The organism is Aquibium carbonis (assembly GCF_003970795.1).
In the GTDB taxonomy this organism is placed as follows: Bacteria; Pseudomonadota; Alphaproteobacteria; order Rhizobiales; family Rhizobiaceae; genus Aquibium; species Aquibium carbonis.
The window spans coordinates 1-17,596 of the sequence record NZ_RWKW01000129.1; the positions used below are offsets into that span (position 1 = coordinate 1).

The 17,596-nt window shown below is 67.5% G+C and carries 14 protein-coding genes; 1 reads left to right on the forward strand and 13 read right to left on the reverse strand.

Going from position 1 to position 17,596, the window contains the following annotated elements; genetic code table 11:
* Positions 1-456 (reverse strand): MmcB family DNA repair protein (locus EJC49_RS24055; protein WP_126702468.1); only part of this gene is annotated, 456 nt, incomplete at its 3' end.
* A gap of 257 nt (positions 457-713) precedes the next feature.
* On the opposite strand from EJC49_RS24055, the gene EJC49_RS24060 reads away from it, so the two are divergent.
* Positions 714-1,334 (forward strand): L,D-transpeptidase, encoded by a 621-nt coding sequence (locus EJC49_RS24060; protein ID WP_126702469.1) that lies wholly within the window; start codon positions 714-716, stop codon positions 1,332-1,334.
* Positions 1,335-1,417: 83 nt separating this feature from the next.
* Here EJC49_RS24060 and EJC49_RS24065 read toward each other — a convergent pair whose 3' ends face one another.
* The 12 genes from EJC49_RS24065 to mutS all read right to left on the reverse strand — a co-directional run.
* Positions 1,418-1,978, reverse strand: coding sequence for a PIN domain-containing protein (locus tag EJC49_RS24065; protein ID WP_245453546.1), 561 nt, complete (start codon positions 1,976-1,978; stop codon positions 1,418-1,420).
* Positions 1,979-2,028: 50 nt separating this feature from the next.
* Entirely contained in the window at positions 2,029-2,394 is a 366-nt protein-coding gene (locus tag EJC49_RS24070; protein ID WP_126702471.1) for a hypothetical protein, read from the reverse strand.
* 191 nt (positions 2,395-2,585) lie between these two features.
* Positions 2,586-3,155: a NifU family protein gene (locus EJC49_RS24075; RefSeq protein ID WP_126702472.1), complete on the reverse strand. Its 570-nt coding sequence runs from the start codon at positions 3,153-3,155 to the stop codon at positions 2,586-2,588.
* Positions 3,156-3,257: 102 nt separating this feature from the next.
* Positions 3,258-3,752: a universal stress protein gene (locus EJC49_RS24080; RefSeq protein WP_126702473.1), complete on the reverse strand. Its 495-nt coding sequence runs from the start codon at positions 3,750-3,752 to the stop codon at positions 3,258-3,260.
* Between the two features lie 89 nt (positions 3,753-3,841).
* Entirely contained in the window at positions 3,842-4,909 is a 1,068-nt protein-coding gene (gene trpS, locus EJC49_RS24085; protein WP_126702474.1) for a tryptophan--tRNA ligase, read from the reverse strand.
* A 92-nt stretch (positions 4,910-5,001) separates the two neighbouring features.
* The gene (locus EJC49_RS24090; RefSeq protein ID WP_170314855.1) at positions 5,002-6,285 is read right to left on the reverse strand and encodes a glycosyltransferase family 2 protein; all 1,284 of its coding nucleotides are present in this window, start codon (positions 6,283-6,285) and stop codon (positions 5,002-5,004) included.
* Between the two features lie 20 nt (positions 6,286-6,305).
* Positions 6,306-6,881 carry a dTDP-4-dehydrorhamnose 3,5-epimerase family protein gene (locus EJC49_RS24095; protein ID WP_126702476.1) on the reverse strand — a complete coding sequence of 192 codons (576 nt, stop codon included), beginning with the start codon at positions 6,879-6,881 and terminating at the stop codon, positions 6,306-6,308.
* Positions 6,882-7,026: 145 nt separating this feature from the next.
* The gene (murJ, locus tag EJC49_RS24100; protein WP_126702477.1) at positions 7,027-8,604 is read right to left on the reverse strand and encodes a murein biosynthesis integral membrane protein MurJ; all 1,578 of its coding nucleotides are present in this window, start codon (positions 8,602-8,604) and stop codon (positions 7,027-7,029) included.
* 59 nt (positions 8,605-8,663) lie between these two features.
* Positions 8,664-11,462, reverse strand: a complete 2,799-nt coding sequence (locus EJC49_RS24105; RefSeq protein WP_126702478.1) for a [protein-PII] uridylyltransferase — start codon at positions 11,460-11,462, stop codon at positions 8,664-8,666.
* A 76-nt stretch (positions 11,463-11,538) separates the two neighbouring features.
* A complete protein-coding gene (locus EJC49_RS24110) occupies positions 11,539-13,158 on the reverse strand; it encodes an EAL domain-containing protein (RefSeq protein WP_126702479.1) in 1,620 nt (539 codons plus the stop codon).
* A gap of 81 nt (positions 13,159-13,239) precedes the next feature.
* Positions 13,240-15,882: a bifunctional diguanylate cyclase/phosphodiesterase gene (locus EJC49_RS24115; protein WP_245453545.1), complete on the reverse strand. Its 2,643-nt coding sequence runs from the start codon at positions 15,880-15,882 to the stop codon at positions 13,240-13,242.
* 165 nt (positions 15,883-16,047) lie between these two features.
* The coding region (gene mutS / locus EJC49_RS24120) for a DNA mismatch repair protein MutS (RefSeq protein ID WP_126702480.1) at positions 16,048-17,596 on the reverse strand (1,549 nt) is incomplete at its 5' end.

The following is a 17,596-nucleotide window of genomic DNA, read 5'->3' on the forward strand; positions in this document are numbered from 1 at the left end:
CTCGGCCGCCGTCAGCCGCGCCGCGCCGGCGCGGGCGAACCGCAGCACCAGGGCCTTGCGGGTGGCCGCCGCCAGCCGGTGCTCGGGCGCCTCGCGCAGGATCTCGGCGCCGTAGCCGTCGGAGAGGATGAAGCCGCATTCGGCCGGGAAGATCGCGGCCGGCACCTCGGGATGCGTGGCGAAGAAGAAGCGGTCCGAGTGCAGCCGGTAGTCGGGCCATTTGCGGTCGACGCGGAAATCCTCGACCGAGGACTTGATCTCGATGATCCAGATCTCGCCGCTGCACGTCAGCGCGACGAGATCGGCGCGGCGCCCGCCCACCAGGGCGAGTTCGGGCAGCACGTGCGCGTTCATCTGCAGCAGCATGCGCTGGACGCCGCGGCGGATGACCAGCGCGCGCTCGGACTGGCGTCCATCGGCCAGCGGGTTGGCGAGAATCGGTGAGACGATCGGCATGGCGGCGACCTTGCCACCAATGCGCGGCGGGCGAAACCCGGCCGGCCTGCAACTTCGGTGGCATGCTGACACCGGCTTTCGTCGCTGGCGGGAAGATTTGTTGCCGAATTGCAATAAATGTGGCGCAAAGTTGTCCGCGATCCTGGCGCGGGCCCGGTTCTGCTTGGCCTGTCATGGTAAAGCTGCGTTAAGGATTTCGACCTAAGCATGTCGCGGACAAGGCGGACGGCGACGTCCAGCAACATTCGGAAGGCACGATGAACGCAAGAACTTACCTGATCGCCGCCGGACTGGTTCTGACGATGGCCCTGACGGGCTGTAGCACGGACGGTTCCGTCACCATGTTCTCGTCGGGCTACGGCACCACGAAGGATGCCGGGTATCAACTGCCCGCCATCCCGATTGCGAAGGTTCCGACCAAGTATCACCGCCAGGTGGTGCGCTACGAGACCAAGGAACAGCCGGGCACCATCATCGTCAACACGGACGAGAAGTTCCTCTACTTCGTCATGCCCGAAGGCAAGGCGATGCGCTACGGCATCGGCGTCGGCCGCGAAGGCTTCGAGTGGAAGGGCACCGCCCGCATCGCCATGAAGCGGGAATGGCCGGTCTGGACCCCGCCGGCCGCCATGATCGGCCGCCAGCCGGAACTCGCCAAGTGGCGCGGCGGCATGCCCGGCGGCCTGTCGAACCCGCTCGGCGCGCGCGCGCTGTATCTCTACAACAAGAACGGCGACACCGGTTACCGCCTGCACGGCACGCCTGAGTGGAACTCGATCGGCCACGCCATGTCGTCGGGCTGCATTCGCCTGATCAACCAGGACATCATCGACCTCTACAGCCGCGCCGAGAACGGCGCCAAGGTCATCGTGATGTAGGATTGACGCGTCCATCCGGCATGTTGGACGCGCATGATAAAACCGGGTCGTGGCGCGCAGCCCTCATCGACAAGGGGACGCGCTCACACCCGGTTCGCGGCTTGACGAGAGATCTCGCTCCATAGAGCGTCGGGCTCGAAGTCCAGGCGCTGCTCCAGCCAGACGATCACGTCCAGCGGATGCGCAACGATCACATCGACGTCGGATCGGCGATGGCGCAGGGCGTAGAGTTGCCTCTGCCCCGATGCTGCCTGCACGAGGCGCGTGTCGACCCGGATGGCGTCCCTCGTCTGGAAATCCTTCAGATTGTCCGTCACGAGAAGCGCTGCACTCGAGGCGAAAGCCGTGGCCAGCACGCCGGCATCCTCGGCGTCGGCCATCGCGAATTGTTCGCGTCCGCCGAGCAGGAGATAGGGGTCGAGTTCACCCGGCCCATGCTTCATGATGCCCATGACCGCTTCGATGTAGGCTTCCGCGCCATCGGGTGATGCTCCTTGGCGTGTCAGCACATGAGCGAGTGTCTCGAGCATTTCGATGGAGATGACGAGCTGCGCTTCACGCCCTTCATGTCCCCATCTTCCGCTCGCAACCATGGAAACGATCCTCTGGGCCGCGGTCCCCCGTCGGCCCCTGGCGGTCGCCATCAGGTTCGTCACCCAGACATTCACATCCAGCAGAATGCGCAGCGGCAGCGTCACCGATCCGGTTTCGCACGACCTGCGGCTTCGCTCAGCCGGGTCGCCTCTTCCATGAGGTCGATCTCCTCCGCCCCGGCGTCCGGGCCGCCGAAGACACCTTCGGCCGTCAGGCGTTCGGTCGCCGTTTCCAGACGAAGGCGCGAAACGGCTGCCATCATCTCGCGCGAGAGGCGCCTGATGCCATTCACGTCCTGATGCGACTGCAATTCGAGCAGTGTGTCGCGCACGTCCTTGGGGAGGCCCGTGAACACCGCGAGAGCACTGGAAACGACGTTGGATACCGAGCGATGCTCTTTCTCGGCGACGCTGCGGACCTTGAGCGCCATCTGGTCATCGACATTGGCGGAGAGCGTCACGGCCATCGCTGCCAGTCCTCCATAGAAATCGACTGTTCCTATATAGTCGACCCCGCGGAGGCGATCAATCTGTCAGACGGCTGCATGGGGCCGCGTCCATGCGCCGTCCGATGTCTGGACATGCGGAGACGCCCTGCCCCGTCGGCGTCGTGCCGGCGAAGGCCGGCAGGGCATCGCGAGGATGCCCGCCGCCGGTCTCACATGACCTGCTCGACCTGCTGGACCTCCGGCACGAAGTGGCGCAGCAGGTTCTGGATGCCATGCTTGAGCGTGGCGGTGGACGAGGGGCAGCCGGCGCAGGCGCCCTTCATGTGCAGGAACACGGTGCCGTTCTCGAAGCCGCGGAAGGTGATGTCGCCGCCATCCTGCGCCACCGCCGGCCGCACGCGCGTGTCGAGCAGTTCCTTGATCGTCAGCACGAGCTCCTCGTCGGCCTTGTCGTAGAACTCCTCGCCGCTCTCGGCGTCGCCCTCGGACGTGGCCGTGACCATGACGGGCGCGCCCGACATGAAATGCTCCATGATGGTGCCGAGAATGGCGGGCTTGAGGTGCTGCCATTCCGGACCGTCCTTGGTGACGGTGATGAAATCATAGCCGAAGAACACGCCGGTCACGCCCGGCACCTCGAACAGGCGCCCGGCCAGCGCCGAGGAGCCGGCGGCGGTGTCGGGGTCGCGGAAGTCGGCCGTGCCCTCGTTCATGACCACCTTGCCCGGCAGGAACTTGAGCGTTGCGGGGTTGGGCGTGGCTTCTGTCTGGATGAACATGGCGGGATCTCCTGCCGTTTCAGTTTTGAATAATTCTAAATAGGCTCGGCCAGCCCGCGGATCAAGCGGCTGCCTGGCGAAAGCTCGGCTGTTTTCGTGTCGTCAGGCGAGGGCTTCGATGTCCTCGTCGGTCAGGTTGGCCGGAACCACGGTGACCGGGATCTGGAAGCCGATGGTGCCCTTGCCCGAGATCGAGGAGACGAGCGGTCCCGGCCCCTCCTTCGACGACCCGGCGGCGAGGATCAGGATGGCGATGTCCTGGTCCTCCTCGATCAGCTTGCGGATTTCCTCCGAAGCCTCGCCCTCCCGGATGACGAGCTCCGGCTCGATGCCGGATTTTTCGCGCACCTTGGCGGCCGACTGGTCGAGGGCGGCGCTGGCGGTGGCGTTGGCCTCCTCGCGCATGATCTTTTCCACGCCCATCCACTGCTGGAAGTCGGAGGGTTCGATCACGAACAGCAGGACCAGCGCGCCGCCCGTGGTGAGCGCCCGGCGCGACGCATAGGCCACGGCGCGCTCGCATTCGGGCGTGTCGTCCACCACCGCAAGGAACTTGCGCCGATGGCCGGCCTCCCGGCTCAGTCGTTTCGAGACCATTCAGTCCGTACGCCCCGTTGATCGCGCGCAATCTGCCACCATGGCGGTCCGGCCGCAAGCCGGGCGACGGAGGCGCTGGCGCGAAGCGCTCAATTGGCCAGCAGCCCGATGATCTCGCGCACGCCCTTCATGGTGGCCTCGGCCTGCTGGCCCGCGCGCTCGCCGCCGTCGCGCAGGACGGAATCGACATAGGCGCGGTCGGCCGAGATGCGCCGCATCTCGGCGGCGATCGGGGCGAGCCTGTCGACGGCGAGATCGGCCAGCGCCGGCTTGAAGGCGGAAAACTGCTGGCCGCCGAAATCGCGGATGACCTGTTCGCGCGGGCAGTCGGCGAGCGCGGCGTAGATGCCGACGAGGTTTTCGGCCTCAGGCCGGCCCTTCAGCCCCTCGACCTCGGACGGCAGGGCCTCCGGATCGGTCTTGGCCTTGCGGATCTTCTTCGAGATCGTGTCGGCGTCGTCGGTCAGGTTGATGCGCGACAGATCGGACGGGTCCGACTTCGACATCTTCTTCGACCCGTCGCGCAGGCTCATGACGCGGGTGGCCGGGCCCTCGATCAGCGGCTCGGTGAGCGGGAAGAAGCCGTTGACGGCCTCCTCGCCCATCTGCATCTCGACGCCGAGGCCGAGATCGCCGATCCGGGCGGAGAAGTCGTTGTTGAACTTGATGGCGATGTCGCGCGTCAGCTCCAGGTGCTGCTTCTGGTCGTCGCCGACGGGCACGTGGGTGGCGCGGTAGACCAGGATGTCGGCCGCCATGAGGCTCGGATAGGCGAGCAGGCCGAGCGAGGCGTTCTCGCGGTCCTTGCCGGCCTTGTCCTTGAACTGCGTCATGCGGTTCATCCAGCCGATGCGCGCCACGCAGTTGAAGATCCAGGCCAGTTCCGCGTGCTGCGGTACCCGCGACTGGTTGAAGACGATGTGCTTCTTCGGATCGATGCCCGAGGCGAGGAAGGCCGCGGTGATGGAACGCGTCTGCCCGGCCAGATCCTCGTGCACCAGCTGCGCCGTGATCGAATGCAGGTCGACCACGCAGTAGATGCAGTCATGCGTCTCCTGCAGGGCGACGAACTTGCGGATGGCGCCGAGATAATTGCCGAGATGCAGGTTTCCGGTGGGCTGGACGCCGGAGAAGACGAGCGGCTTGAAGGTGGACATGGAATCCTCGTGGGGTGGCTTGTGGAGGGCCGTTTCGCGCGCGGCGAAAGTCGAGCGGGCTTATGAACGATGCGGCTTTGGCCCGCAAGGGGTCAGCCGCCGCCGGCTCCCAGCCGGCGCCCGATCCAACCGAGAGCGTCGCCGGCCCGGTCCCGCAAACGGCGGCGGGCGAGCCTGATGTCGCCGATGCCGATGCCGGTCTGCCCCGGCCGCATGCGCTGGGCTTCGGTCAGTCGAAGCTCCATGACGCTGTAGTCGTCCGGCAGAAGCCGCGCGTCGATCCGCGCCGCGGCCTCCCAGCGGTCCTCGACCTGGCGAGGTCGCGACATCCGCGCGTCGAATGCCGCCCCGTTCAGCGCGAGGGACAGGCCCTTCAGGGCGGCACGATCCGCGTGCGTGACCACGATGCGGATGGCGACGGGACCGGTGCAGCAGAAGGGCAAGAGGATCTTCGGTTTCGGGTTTCTGCCGACCCGCCTGAAGCGCCCCTGCTCGAGCGGTTGCCAGTCCAGCGCACGGGGCGAGTCATCCTGCGCAATCGTCACAGGACCTTCAAGCCGACGCAGGTCCGGCCGGAGGATACCCTTGTTGAGGGCGTTCGAGCGGGCGAGCGCGCCGTTTTCGAAGGTCTCGTAGCGACCGTGGCGCACGACCATGAACGTTCCCTCGGCCCTTGCGCGTTCGACTTCGGCATCGACGAAAGCCGCATGGTCCGGCGCATCGAGACGCTGGAGCGCATGATCCTGCTCGTCGGAGGTATGGCGGAGATAGCTGAGATATCTGTGGCCGGCCGCGAACTTGTGGACGCTCACGCGCCGCGTGGACGCGAAGCGCATGCCGGCGCCGACGGCGCGCAAGAGCAGATCGCAATCGACCGGGGCGGCAATCTCCATCGGATGCCGCCACGGGCCGATGCGCCCGGTGACGTCGCGCCGGTGCGCCAGGCTGGAGGGGGGGAAGAAGTGCTCCCGCGCGGCCGCGGAATCGTCGAACAGGCCGGTGACCTGCCTGAAGTCGCTGCCTGCGGGGCCATGGAAGATCGTTCCGGCAACGGCGACGTCCAGATCCGGGTCCGCGGCAAACAGCGCGTCCAGCGACGCCAGATGGTCAGGCGCCCAGATGTCGTCATGGCCGATATAGGCAATGAGATCGCCTTCCGCCCGCCGGATCCCCTCGTTGTTTGGAAAGGACTGGCTCCCGCAGCGTTCGGCGAGATTGAACCAGCGCACGCGCGCGTCGAGCAGCGGCCGCACGATGTCGGGCGTGTCGTCGGTACAACAGTCGCCCACGACGATCAGCTCGAAATCGCGGTGGCTCTGGTCGAGCACCGACCGGATCGACGGAAGAATGTGGCGACCCCGGTTGTAGGTCGCCATGATGACCGACATCCCCACCATCAGGCGAACTGGTAGGGAATGCCCGGATGATCCCGCCGCAACCGCGACTTGTCGGGGTTGCCCGGGTCGTAGGCTTTGGTCGGCATGTTGACGAAGGTCGCCACGTCAACGCCCCGGTTCTGCACGCCGTGCACGACACGGGGCGGGATCGTGACGAGCACCTTGTTGGCGCCGCCCACGTCGAGGACGTTCAGCCTGCCGCAGGTCGGGCTTTCCTTCCGCAGATCATACAGCACCACCCGGACATCGCCATTGGTGAAGGCGAGACGGTCGGACTGCCGCTTGTGATAGACCCAGGCCCGCACGGAACCAGGCGCCGCCGAGACGAGGTAGACGTGCGGCGGCAACGGGATCGTCTCGCGCAGGTCCGACAGGAGCACGGTCAGATCGCCGCGATGATCCGCATATGTCCGAAGCCGCTGCAAGCGCACGCCGTCGATGGCGTCATCGACCGCGACGTCATCGAGGAAGGGGACCGTTTCCCGCCACGGTTCGTCGTCTTCGAAATCGTCGAGCGAAAGCAGAGCGCGTTCCTTCCCTGATCCACGGTGGACGGCGAACGAGACGCCGCCCATGGATCGTCACGCTAGCTGACAAACAAAACCGGCTCAACCTGATCGGACGTTGCTCGACGCATTCCTGGCTCGTGGAAGGCCAGGCGTCTCGAACGGGCGCGGCGAAGGCCGATCGCGCGCCCGTGGGCGAGCGCGAAGGGGTCGATCATCGGCCCTCGCCCGGGGACCGCTTGCGCCGCCGCAGCATCGCCATCAGCTGGGCGCGGTCCAGCGCCCCGGTGGCGATGACGATGGCGAAGTAGACCACCGCCGCGATCATGATGATGCCGAGCACGGTGACGAGACGCAGGAGCAGCGGGCCGGCGAGCCAGCCAGCGGCGAGACCCTGCAAGGCCCAGAGCACGCCGCCCATGGCGAGGCCGGCTGCGACGATCAGCGCGACGCGCCGGAGCGTGGCGGGCGACGGGCGGAAGGCTGCGCGCCTCCACAGCGTTCCGGCCAGGAGCAGGAGGTTGATCCAGGCGGCGATGGAGGTGGCGAGCGCCAGCCCGACATGGCCAAGGACCGGGAACAGCGCCAGCGCGCCGACGATGTTGGCCACGACCGCCACCATCGAGAACCACATCGGCGTCTTCATGTCCTCGCGGGCGAAGAAACCGGGCGAAAACACCTTGATCAGCACGTAGGCCGGCAGGCCGACGGCGAAGGCGGCGAGGGCGGCCGCCGTCAGCGCCGTCGTCTCGGCGGTGAAGGCGCCGCGCTCGTAGAGCAGGGCGACGATCGGGGCGGGCATGACGGCGAGCCCGACGGCGGCCGGAAAGGTGAGGCCGAGCGCAAATTCCAGCGAGCGGTTCTGCAGGTGCTGGGCGTCGGCCTCGTCGCCGGCCTTCAGCGAGCGCGTCAATTCGGGCAGCAGCACGACGCCCACCGCGATGCCGATGACGCCGAGCGGCAGCTGGTTGATGCGGTCGGCATAGTTGAGGAGCGCGATGGCGCCGTCCTGCGCCGAGGCGATGATCTGCCCGACGAGCAGGTTGATCTGGGTGACGCCGCCGGTGAGCAGGGCCGGGCCCATGAGGACCAGCAAGCGGCGGACGGCGGGCGTCAGGCGCGGGCGGCGCAGGCGCATGGCGTAGCCTTCGCGGTGCGCGCCCCACATCAGGAAGAGGAGCTGGGCGATGCCCGAGGCGAACACGCCCCAGGCGAGCCACAGGCCGGTGACGCGCGATTCGACGCCAAGATAGAGCGCGGCGACGAGCACGCCGATCAGGATGAGGTTGAGCAGCACCGGCACGATGGCGGCGAGGAAATAGCGCCGCATGGAATTGAGGATGCCGGAGAACATCGCCACCAGCGACATGCAGAACAGATAGGGGAACATGATCCTGGTCATCAGGACCGTGAGGTCGAACTTCTCGGGCGTGTCGGCGAAGGCCGGCGCGATGATGGTGCCGACGAGCGCGGGCATGAAGACGATGGCCAGCACCGAAAGCACCAGCAGCGCCACGACGAGCACGGACAGCACTTCCTCGGCGAAGCGGCGCGCGCCCGCCATTCCATCGCCCTCGAGCTCCTTGGCGAAGAGCGGGATGAAGGCGGTGTTGAAGGCGCCTTCGGCGAAGAGGCGGCGAAACAGGTTGGGGAAGCGGAACGCGGCGTAGAAGGCGTCGGCCACCGGCCCCGCGCCCAGCGCGGCGCCGATCAGCGCCTCGCGCACGAAGCCGAAGACGCGGCTGGCCATGGTGGCGCCGCCGACGCTGGCGAATTTTCCGACGAGGCTCATGCTGGACCGGTGGGGTGGGAGGAGGACGGGACGGCGGTGGCGAGAGGGTCCAAGGACGCCTACTCCGCCGCCGCCTTGAGCTTCTGGCCGCGACCCGGGCCGCCAGACAGCGTTTCGATCAGCCGTTCGCGGATGGCCGCCTGGCGGGTCGGGTTCTCGATCTTCTGCCCGGTCAGGTCGGTGACGTAGAAGGTGTCGATCACCTTCTCGCCGAAGGTGGTGATGTGGGCCGAGGCGATGTCGAGCGACAGGTCGGAAATGGCGCCGGTGATCTCCGACAGCAGCCCCGGCCGGTCGAGCCCCTCGACCTCGATGACCGAGAACCGGTTCGACAGCGAATTGCGCACCTGGGCGAGCGGTTCGATGCGGAACACCTTCTGGCCGCGCTTGGGCTTGGTGCGCTTCTCGATCATGTCGGGAAGGCGCGTGCGGCCCGACAGCACGTCCTCGATGAGCTTGCCGACGCGCTGGGCGCGGCGCAGCTCGTCCTCGTCGCGCTCGAATTCGCGGTTGATCAGGATCGTGTCGAGCGCGCGGCCGTCGGTGGTGGTGAAGATCTGGGCGTCGACGATGTTGGCGCCGGCCGCCGCGCAGGCCCCGGCCACCACCGACAGGAGGCGGGGATGATCGGGCGTCAGAACGGTGATCTCGGTCACCGCCTCGAAGGCATGCATGTTCACGGCCGTGGTGAAGACCTTCTTCGCCGCGTCCGCCTCGCGGATCAGATGCGCGTGGCGCACCTGATCCTTCGTGTCGACGATCAGCAGATAGTTGTCGTAGTGCAGCGCCAGGATGCGCTTGCGGTCCTTTTCCGGCCAGCCGACGAGCGCGCCGGCCAGTTCCTCGCGGGCCTGTTCGGCCCGCTTGGCGCGCGACACTTCCGAAAAGCCGCCGGTGAGCAGGAGTTCGGTCTCGTAGTAGAGGGTGCGCAGCAACTGCCCCTTCCAGCCGTTCCAGACGCCCGGCCCGACGCCGCGAATGTCGCAGATCGTCAGCACCAGGAGCATCTTCAGCCGCTCCACCGACTGCACGACCGTGGCGAAATCGTCGATGGTCTTGCGGTCGTTGAGGTCGCGCGTCTGGGCCGTCATCGACATGGCGAGATGGTTTTCGACCAGCCAGGCGATTGTTTCGGTCTCCGCGGGCGAGAAGCCCATGTGCGGGCAGATGCGCCGCGCGATCCGCGCGCCCGCCTCGGAATGATCCTCGGGGCGGCCCTTGGCGATGTCGTGCAGCAGGATGGCGGCGTAGAGCACCTCGCGCTGCGGCTTCAGGCCCGGAACGAGCTTGTGGGCGAGCGGATGCAGCTTCTCGTTCTCGCCGCGCTCGATCTCGGCCATGACGCCGATGCAGCGCAGGAGATGCTCGTCGACGGTGTAGTGATGATACATGTTGAACTGCATCATCGCGACGATCTTGCCGAAGTCGGGGATGAGCTTGCCGAGAACCCCCGCCTCGTTCATGCGGCGCAGGTTGAGCTCGGGGTTCCTGTTCGACGTCATGACGTCGAGGAACAGCTGGTTGGCCTCGGGATTGCGCCGCAGATTGCGATCGATGAGCTTCAGGGACCGCGTGACGAGCTTCAGCGCGTCGGGATGAAACTCGAGGCCGTGCTTGTCGGCGAACCAGAACAGCCGCAGCAGGTTGACCGGATCGCGCTCGAACACCGCGTCGTCGGCGACCGTGATGCGGTCATTGTCGATGATGAAGTCGGACGTGCCGGCGAGCTTGCGGCGGCGGCGCTGGAAGCTCTGCAGGAACCGGTTGAACCCCGGCACGTGCTTGGCCTGCTCCTCCTCCAGAGCGGCGCAGAAGATGCGGGTCAGGTCGCCCACTTCCTTGGCGACGAGGAAGTAGTGCTTCATGAAGCGCTCGACCGCCGACAGGCCGGGGTGGCTGGTGTAGCCCAGCCGCTCGGCGATGTCGCGCTGGACGTCGAAATGCAGCCGCTCCTCGGCCTTGCCGGTCTGGAAATGCAGGTGGCATCGCACCGCCCACAGGAAATCCTCGGCCTTGACGAACTGGAGATATTCCTCGCGCGTGAACACGCCCTTTTCGACGAGCTCCTCGCCGGTGCGCACGCGATAGAAGTATTTCGCGATCCAGAACAGCGTGTGGAGGTCGCGCAGGCCGCCCTTGCCGTCCTTGACGTGCGGTTCGACGAGGTAGCGGCTGGCGCCGGCCTTGCGGTGGCGCTCGTCGCGCTCGGCGAGCTTGGCCTGCACGTATTCGGCGCCCGTGGCGCGCACGACCTCGTGGTCGAACCGCGCCATCAGCTCGTCGTAGAGCTTTCCCTCGCCCCAGAGATAGCGCGCCTCGAGCACGGCGGTGCGGATGGTGATGTCGGTGCGCGAGAGGCGGATGCACTCGTCGATGTTGCGGGTGGCGTGGCCCACCTTCAGACCCAGGTCCCAGAGCATGTAGAGCAGGTATTCGACGACCTGCTCGCCCCAGGGTGTCTGCTTGTAGGGCAACAGGAACAGGAGATCGATGTCGGAGCCGGGCGCCAGCGTGCCGCGGCCATAGCCGCCGACGGCGACGATGGCCATGCGCTCGCCCGACGACGGGTTCTTCGACCGGTAGACATGGGTGACGGCGTAGTCGTAGAGCGCCCGGATCACCTCGTCCATGAGATGCGACAGGCGAACCGCGCAGACGGTGCCGCCGCCGTCCTGCATCAGCATGTCCTCGGCGCGCCTGCGTCCGGCGGCGAGCCGTTCGCGCAGGGTCTGGAGGACGGCGGTGCGCGCCTGGGTTCCCGATCCGTCGCCATCCGTCCGCGCGGTCAGCGCCGTCAGTTCGCGGCGGAGCGTGTCGCCGTCGATCATCTCGTCGAGCTTGAGGGGTATCTTCGCCATGGGCGCCGAGTCGGTCCGCGTCGTTGCAGCGCTCTCTTAGCGCGATTGCCGCCGCCTGCCTACGCCCGGCACGGTGTCAGGCGGCGCGGCGATCCTCGGAAGCGCTCTCGGTCCTGCGCTCCTCGAGGAAGGCGGCGAAGCCGGCGATGTCGAGAGGCCGGCAGACATGGTAGCCCTGGACGTAGTCGACGCGGTCGGCCTGCCCGCGCAGCTGCTCGAGCCGGGTCGCCGTCTCGACCCCCTCGACGACGATCTTGCGACCGGCCGAGCGGACCATGCAGACCGCATGCTGGAGCATCTCCGCCATCACGGTGCCATCGGGCGCCATGGCGAACGCCTTGTCGAGCTTGACCCCGTCGATGTCGAGCGCGGCGACGTGGCGGATGGTGGAATAGCCGGTGCCGAAATCGTCGAGGTAGATCCGGTAGCCGGCCTGGCGCAGGATCTCGATCTCGCGCTGGACGCGTTCGAGCGGCAGGGCGTCGCTCTCGATGACTTCCAGCGCCACGGTGAACCGGTCGGCCAGCGCCCGCAGCGGCCGGAAGGCCGCCTCGATGCCGGCGGCGTCCAGCTCGGAAGGGAAGATGTTGACGTTGACCTGGAGCCGGACGTCGGGACCGAGCGTTTCGCCCAGCTCGCTCGCCGCCCGCGCCACCAGGAGCGCCGTCAGCCGCCGCATCAGGCCATGGCGCGCCACGATCGGCAGGAATTCATCGGGATAGACGATGCTGTCGTCGACGTCGCGCCAGCGCACGAGGACTTCGCAGCCCGCGATCGCGCCGGTCTTCATCTCCAGGATGGGCTGGTAGGCGCACAGCAGCGAGGCGGCGTCGAACTTGCGCAGGAAGCGCGCCTCGAACGACCAGTAGCGGCGGATCAGGACGCGCACGACGCGGGCGATCCAGCTCGCGCCGAGGATCGCGAAGATGACGACCAAAGCAATTACGATCGGCCTGTGGGCGACGAAATCGGTGAGGTGGATCCGCGTCGAGATGCAGTAGTGCCCGTCGCGGTCGCAGGTCGTGCGCCGGACCGCAGGGCCGCCGGCGTCCGACCAGGAGAGGCCCGGACCGACGATCAGGACGTCCTGATGGACATGCCGGTTGCCGGCGCGATGCCACCAGCGCCCGTCGGGCGCGACCAGCACGGCTTCCGCCACGATCCAGGGCGGGAGATTGAGCGTCACGCGTTCGGGCGGGATGACGGTGCCGAAAGGCCCCCGCTGCGCGATGGTGCCGATGGTGCCGGGCAGGCCGGTGAAGCCGAGATCGCGGTCGAGCCAGAAGCGGGTTTCGAGGGCGCCCTCGCGGACGAAGTCGGGCGGCCCGAGGTCGTGGGCGACCTCGAGATGCTCGGCGGACAAGGTGCAGATCACCCGTCCGTCCTCGATGTGGAAGAATTCGCTGAGGCCATCGGGGAGGAAGGCCACGCGCCGCATCTGCCGCATGTAGAAGGTGCCGCAGGGCGTGCCGGTGACCATACGGGCCATCTCGTCGAAGGCCGTGTCCAGGCTCCCGATCAGGCGATAGACGTCGGCCATGCCGAAGGCGACGCTTTCCCGGACCGTTTCCCGGCCCTGGAGCGTCACCGCGAACGAGACCAGACCCGCGAGCAGGACGAACGACGCGAGCCAGACGGCAAGCCCGATCGCCTTCAGGCTGCGTGCCGAAACGAACAGTGCAGCAATACCCGCCATGCCGAACCCCCAGAGGACCGTTTTAGGGCGAAATGTTTGCTGACCCGTTAAGGCAAGATCGGGATGCGGCGGCGCCGAACGCTACGACGCCTCGCGCCAGCGCCGGTCCCGCGAGAACAGGATGAGTTCTTCGGCCGACATCGGCCTGGCGAAGGCGTAGCCCTGCAGGCAGTCGCAGCCGAGCGTCTTGAGGATGCGGGCGTGTTCCATCGTCTCCACGCCTTCCGCCAGGACCTTGATGCCGAGCGACTTGCCGATGTCGATGATGGATTGCACCAGGTGACGCTGGGCAATCGACTGGACGATGGGCAGGACGAGCTGGCGGTCGATCTTGAGCTGGCTGGGCTTGAGCTTCATCAGGCTGACGATGGACGCGTAGCCGGTGCCGAAATCGTCGATCTCGATGTCGATCCCGAGCTCCTTGATGAGATCGACGTTCCAGGCGATCGTCTCGTCCTGTTCGTCGAAGAAGATCGACTCGACGAGCTCGAACGAGATGCGCCCCTCCTCGATCGGCAGACGCCGCAGGGATTCGACCAGCTCGTCGTCGTTGAGCCGCCGGGCGGAGACGTTGACCGACACCTTGGGGACGTGCAGGCCCTGGCGGTCCCAGCGGGCGAGGTCGGCGAGGCCCTGCTCCAGGATGATGCGGTCGATCTGGTCGACCACGTTGATCTCTTCCGAGATCTTCATGAAGGCGTTGGGCGGCAGGAGACCCTTGGTCGGGTGGTTCCAGCGCGCCAGCGCCTCGACGCCGACGATTTCCAGCGTCTCGGCATCGAACTGCGGCTGGTAGTGGGCCAGAAACTGCCCCTTTTCGATGCCGGTCAGGATGTGGTCGGCCGTGGTCTTGTTGGAGACGATCTCCAGGCGCAGCGCCTCGTTGAAGATGTGGTAGCGGTTGCGGCCCCGGTTCTTGGCCCGGTAGAGCGCGATGTCGGCATGCACGAGCAGCTGCTTGGGATCGGCGATCGCGTCGGTGTTACTGGCGATGCCGATGCTGACGCCGATGCGGCATTCGTGGCCGTCGTACTGGACGGGCTGGTGCATCAGCTCGATGACCCGGTCGGCGAATTCGATGAGATAGGGGGTGCCCTCCTCCTCGCTGCCGAGCGGGCGCCGGCACAGGACGACGAATTCGTCGCCGCCCACCCGCGCGACGAAATCGCCGGGTCGCGCGGTTTCCCGCAGGATGCGGGCGGTGTGGGACAGCATGGCGTCGCCGGCGGCATGGCCGAGCGTGTCGTTGATCTGCTTGAAGCGGTCGAGATCGATGTGCAGCAGACCGGCGGTCTCGGCGCCCATCTCGAACCGAACCACGTGCTCGGCGAGCACCTGGTCGAGATAGCGCCGGTTGGGCAGCCCGGTGAGCGAATCGTGGAGGGCGATGAACTCGATGCGCTCCTTGGCCGATTCCAGCTCGTGGTTGCGGGCTTCCGTCAGCGTCTTGGTGCGCTTCAGATCCTCGTTGAGGGCGATGTCGGCCGAGACGTCCCAGTTGACGCCGACGATGCGGGCGGGTTCGCCGAAGTCGCGGTAGACCGTGCCGATGGCCCGGATGTGCCGGATCGTGCCCTCCGGCAGCAGCACCCGGTACTCGGAATGGTAGCGGCCGGTCTCCTCCATCGCGACGCGGAACTCCATCGTCGCGCGCGGCAGGTCCTCGGGGTGGATGCGCCGGCTCCAGAAGGTGTAGTCGCGCAGCCGTCCGTCGGCCGGATAGCCGTAGAGCTCGTTCATCCGGTCGTCCCAGAACAGATCCTTGCTTTCGATCTCCATCTCCCAGACGCCGACACGGGAGGTGTCGAGCGCGAGGCGCAGGCGCCTGGACAGGCGCGACAGCTGCTTCTCGCGGCGCGACAGTTCGACGATGTGGCGCTGGCGTTCCTCGAACAGGCGACCGGTGGCGACGATCGGCACGAGGATCAGCAGAGAGGCGATCAGCAGCAGCCCGCGCGCCTGCCAGATGGAGGGCGGGGTCTGGCTCCAGCCGCCCCGGGGAACGGCATGGATGCGCCAGGAGGTGGCCGGCAGAGCCGCCTCGACGATGACCGGGTCCTGCGCGAGCCGCTCGGGCGAGCCGAAGACCATGGCCGCGCCGGCCGGCGCGTCGCGCGGGACGATGGCGACCTCGATGGGGAGATCCTGTCCGCCCAGGCCGCTGGCGACAAGGAGGGCCTCGAGGTCGATGACGGCCGAGACGATGCCCCAGAAGCGGCGATCGCCATCGACGTCGGTGAACACCGGGAAACGCCCGATCAGGCCCTTGCCGCCCTGGACGAGGTCGACCGGCCCCGCCAGGATGAGCCTGCCGGTGTCGCGCGCCGTGAGCACGGCGTCGCGCTGGGCGGGCTGCGCCAGGTAGTCGATGCCGATCGCCGGCTCGTTGCCGGCCATGGGATGGACGTAGGCGATGACGAGACCGGGCGCCGCCGCGATGTGCGTGAGCCGCTCGCTGGCCTGCATGAGGCTTTCGGCGAAGGCGGAGAACCGCTCCCGCGACATCGACGGATCCGCCGCGAGTGCGGCCACGAGGCCCCGGACCAGTTGCAGGTCGCCGTTGACGTTGCCTTCGAGCCTGGTGCCGATGTGGGTCGCGCGGGCGTAGACCTCCGCGCGCAGGTTCTCGAGATGCTGGGCGCGGGTGCGATACTCGACGAGGACGAACGCCACCAGGATCAGCCCGAGCATGATGGCGACGGACGCGGAAGTGGGTCGGACCAAGGTCCGAGTCCAGGATTTCGCTTTTGACCTCACGCCTGCATTCAAAGCCCGACGAACCCCCGTATCGTCCACTCTGCCGGCGACGCTAGCGGCCACTGCTTAAGTTTGCCTTAGGAGGCGCGGACAATCTGAGGATGTTTTTGCGCCGGTGACGGCGTCAGGGCGTCATGACGCCGGGCGCAGCAGGGCCTTCAGCCGGTAGAGCGCGTCGAGCGCGTCCTTCGGCGTCATGTCGTCCGGGCGCAGCGCCGCGACGGCGTCCACCACCGGGTCCTGGCGCGCCGGCCTGGGCGCCTCGCGGCGCAGGGCCACGGAGAACAGCGGCAGGTCGTCGATGAGCTTGCCGGCCTTGCCGCCCGACGCCTCGCCCGCTTCCAGCTGGCCCAGCACCTCGCGGGCACGCGCCACGACCTGTTCGGGCAGGCCGGCCAGCCGCGCCACCTGCACGCCGTAGGAGCGGTCGGCCGCGCCCTTGCCGACCTCGTGCAGGAAGACGACGTCGCCGTCCCACTCCTTGACCCGCATGGTGACGTTGTGCAGGCGCGGCAACTTGCCGGCGAGCGCCGTCATCTCGTGGAAATGGGTGGCGAAGATCGCGCGGCAGCGGTTGTGCTCGTGCAGATATTCGACGGCGGCCCAGGCGATGGACAGTCCGTCGAAGGTGGCGGTGCCGCGGCCGATCTCGTCGAGGATGACGAGCGAGCGCTCGCCGGCCTGGTTGAGGATCGCCGCCGTCTCCACCATCTCGACCATGAAGGTGGACCGCCCTCGCGCCAGATCGTCCGACGCGCCGACGCGGGAAAACAGCCGGTCGACGACGCCGATGTGGACGCGGTCGGCGGGGACGTGGCTGCCCATCTGCGCCAGGATGGCGATCAAGGCGTTCTGGCGCAGGAAGGTGGACTTGCCGCCCATGTTGGGGCCGGTGAGCAGCCAGATGGCGCCGGCCTTGGCGCGCGGAGCCGGCGAGAGGTCGCAGTCGTTGGCGACGAAGGGCTCGGCCCCCTGCCGGCGCAAGGCCTGCTCGACGACCGGGTGGCGGCCGCACTCGATGCGGAATTCCAGCGACTGGTCGATGGTCGGGCGGCAGTAGTTCTCCTCCTCGGCCAGGGTGGCGAGGGCTGCGGAGACGTCGAGCACGGACAGCGCCTGCGAACCGCCGCGCAAGGCTTCGGCCGCAGCGACGGCTTCCGCCACCAGCCGGTCGAAGACGGCGAGCTCGATGGCCAGCGCCCGCTCGGCCGCATTGGCGATCCGCGTTTCCAGCCCGGCGAGTTCCGTGGTTGTGAAGCGCATGGCATTGGCCATGGTCTGGCGATGGATGAAGCGGGCCTTGGCGGCGTCGGTGCCCATCATGACCGCCTGGTGGTTGGCGGTGACCTCGATGTAGTAGCCCAGGATGTTGTTGTGGCGGATCTTGAGCGAGCGGATGCCCGTCTCCTCGATCAGTCCCGCTTCCAGTTCCGCGATGATGCGGCGCGCCTGGTCGCGCAGGCCGCGCACCTCGTCCAGCTCGGCGTCGTAGCCCTTGCGCACGAAGCCGCCATCCCGCTTGAGAAGCGGCATGTCCTCGTCGAGCGCGCGCCGGAGGTGATCGAGAAAGGCCGCCGGCAGCGCGGCGATGCCGGCGAGCGCATCGGCGATCTCGGCCGTCGGGCTGGCGCCGGCAAACAGCGCGGCGGCGTCGGCGGCGGCCTCCATGCCCATGCGCAGG

What these genes read in the sequence shown, in the direction of transcription:
- murJ (WP_126702477.1), bottom strand. Translation starts at nt 8,604, where the DNA reads ATGAGCCTCGTCGGAAAATTCGCCAGCGTCGGCGGCGCCACCATGGCC.
- EJC49_RS24080 (WP_126702473.1), bottom strand. Translation starts at nt 3,752, where the DNA reads ATGGTCTCGAAACGACTGAGCCGGGAGGCCGGCCATCGGCGCAAGTTC.
- EJC49_RS24060 (WP_126702469.1), top strand. Translation starts at nt 714, where the DNA reads ATGAACGCAAGAACTTACCTGATCGCCGCCGGACTGGTTCTGACGATG.
- EJC49_RS24105 (WP_126702478.1), bottom strand. Translation starts at nt 11,462, where the DNA reads ATGGCGAAGATACCCCTCAAGCTCGACGAGATGATCGACGGCGACACG.
- EJC49_RS24090 (WP_170314855.1), bottom strand. Translation starts at nt 6,285, where the DNA reads ATGGCGACCTACAACCGGGGTCGCCACATTCTTCCGTCGATCCGGTCG.
- EJC49_RS24110 (WP_126702479.1), bottom strand. Translation starts at nt 13,158, where the DNA reads ATGGCGGGTATTGCTGCACTGTTCGTTTCGGCACGCAGCCTGAAGGCG.
- EJC49_RS24095 (WP_126702476.1), bottom strand. Translation starts at nt 6,881, where the DNA reads ATGGGCGGCGTCTCGTTCGCCGTCCACCGTGGATCAGGGAAGGAACGC.
- trpS (WP_126702474.1), bottom strand. Translation starts at nt 4,909, where the DNA reads ATGTCCACCTTCAAGCCGCTCGTCTTCTCCGGCGTCCAGCCCACCGGA.
- EJC49_RS24070 (WP_126702471.1), bottom strand. Translation starts at nt 2,394, where the DNA reads ATGGCCGTGACGCTCTCCGCCAATGTCGATGACCAGATGGCGCTCAAG.
- EJC49_RS24065 (WP_245453546.1), bottom strand. Translation starts at nt 1,978, where the DNA reads ATGGCGACCGCCAGGGGCCGACGGGGGACCGCGGCCCAGAGGATCGTT.
- EJC49_RS24075 (WP_126702472.1), bottom strand. Translation starts at nt 3,155, where the DNA reads ATGTTCATCCAGACAGAAGCCACGCCCAACCCCGCAACGCTCAAGTTC.